Source organism: Shigella sp. FC1567 (assembly GCF_001743015.1).
GTDB classification, from domain to species: Bacteria; Pseudomonadota; Gammaproteobacteria; order Enterobacterales; family Enterobacteriaceae; genus Escherichia; species Escherichia coli.
In genome coordinates this window covers 1-215 of the sequence record NZ_MIIV01000481.1, presented here as the reverse complement: position 1 = coordinate 215, position 215 = coordinate 1, and the positions used below count along the sequence as shown (strand labels likewise).

Below are 215 nucleotides of genomic sequence, written 5' to 3'. Positions count from 1 at the left end.
CTGCTGCGCGGGCATAACCTGCGGCATCCTGTGCGCTCTGTCCGGCTGCGGCTGCATTTGCTCCTGTGCTTGTCACATCTTCCGCAGTGGCCTTTCTGTTCTCAGCTGTGACGGTTGCATCCTGTCGGGCTTTCTCCGCAAAACGTTGTGCATCATCACGGGCCGTTGCGGCTGCCGTCATATCCTGCGCCGTCTGCCGTGCGTTTCCGGCTGCG

General features: G+C 61.9%; 1 pseudogene. It reads right to left on the bottom strand.

The annotated features are described in order from the left end of the window. Positions 1–215: pseudogene (locus tag BHE85_RS27085) on the bottom strand (prophage tail fiber N-terminal domain-containing protein); the annotation flags it as partial.